1 protein-coding gene is annotated in these 408 nt (G+C 56.4%); it reads left to right on the top strand.

Annotated features, from left to right (window positions below; translation table 11 throughout):
• On the top strand, nt 1-408 hold a 408-nt coding region (locus KP705_RS18445; protein ID WP_215765354.1), incomplete at both ends, for a Tn3 family transposase.

Consider the following 408-nt stretch of genomic DNA (forward strand, 5'->3'; position numbering starts at 1 on the left):
CATCTCCGATCAGTATGATCCGTTTTCGACCCGGGTGATTGCGGCGACGGCCGGTGAAGCACCCTATGTTCTGGATGGGCTGCTGTATCATGCCAACGGGCTTTCCATTGAAGAGCATTATACCGACACGGGTGGGGCATCGGATCATGTTTTCGGGCTGATGCCCTTCTTTGGTTATCGATTTGCGCCCAGGATACGGGATCTGAAAGAGCGGAAACTTCACCTGTTTCCAGATCAAAGCCCCGGTGATCTCCTGAGTGGAATGGCCGGTGACCCGATCAATACCGATCATGTTGCGGCCCACTGGGACGACCTGCTGCGTCTGGTCACATCCATTCGGAGTGGAACCGTGACGGCCTCGGCCATGCTGCGGAAGCTCGGATCTTATCCCCGTCAGAATGGTCTGGC

This window comes from Gluconobacter sp. P1D12_c, assembly GCF_018812105.1.
In the GTDB taxonomy this organism is placed as follows: Bacteria; Pseudomonadota; Alphaproteobacteria; order Acetobacterales; family Acetobacteraceae; genus Gluconobacter; species Gluconobacter oxydans_A.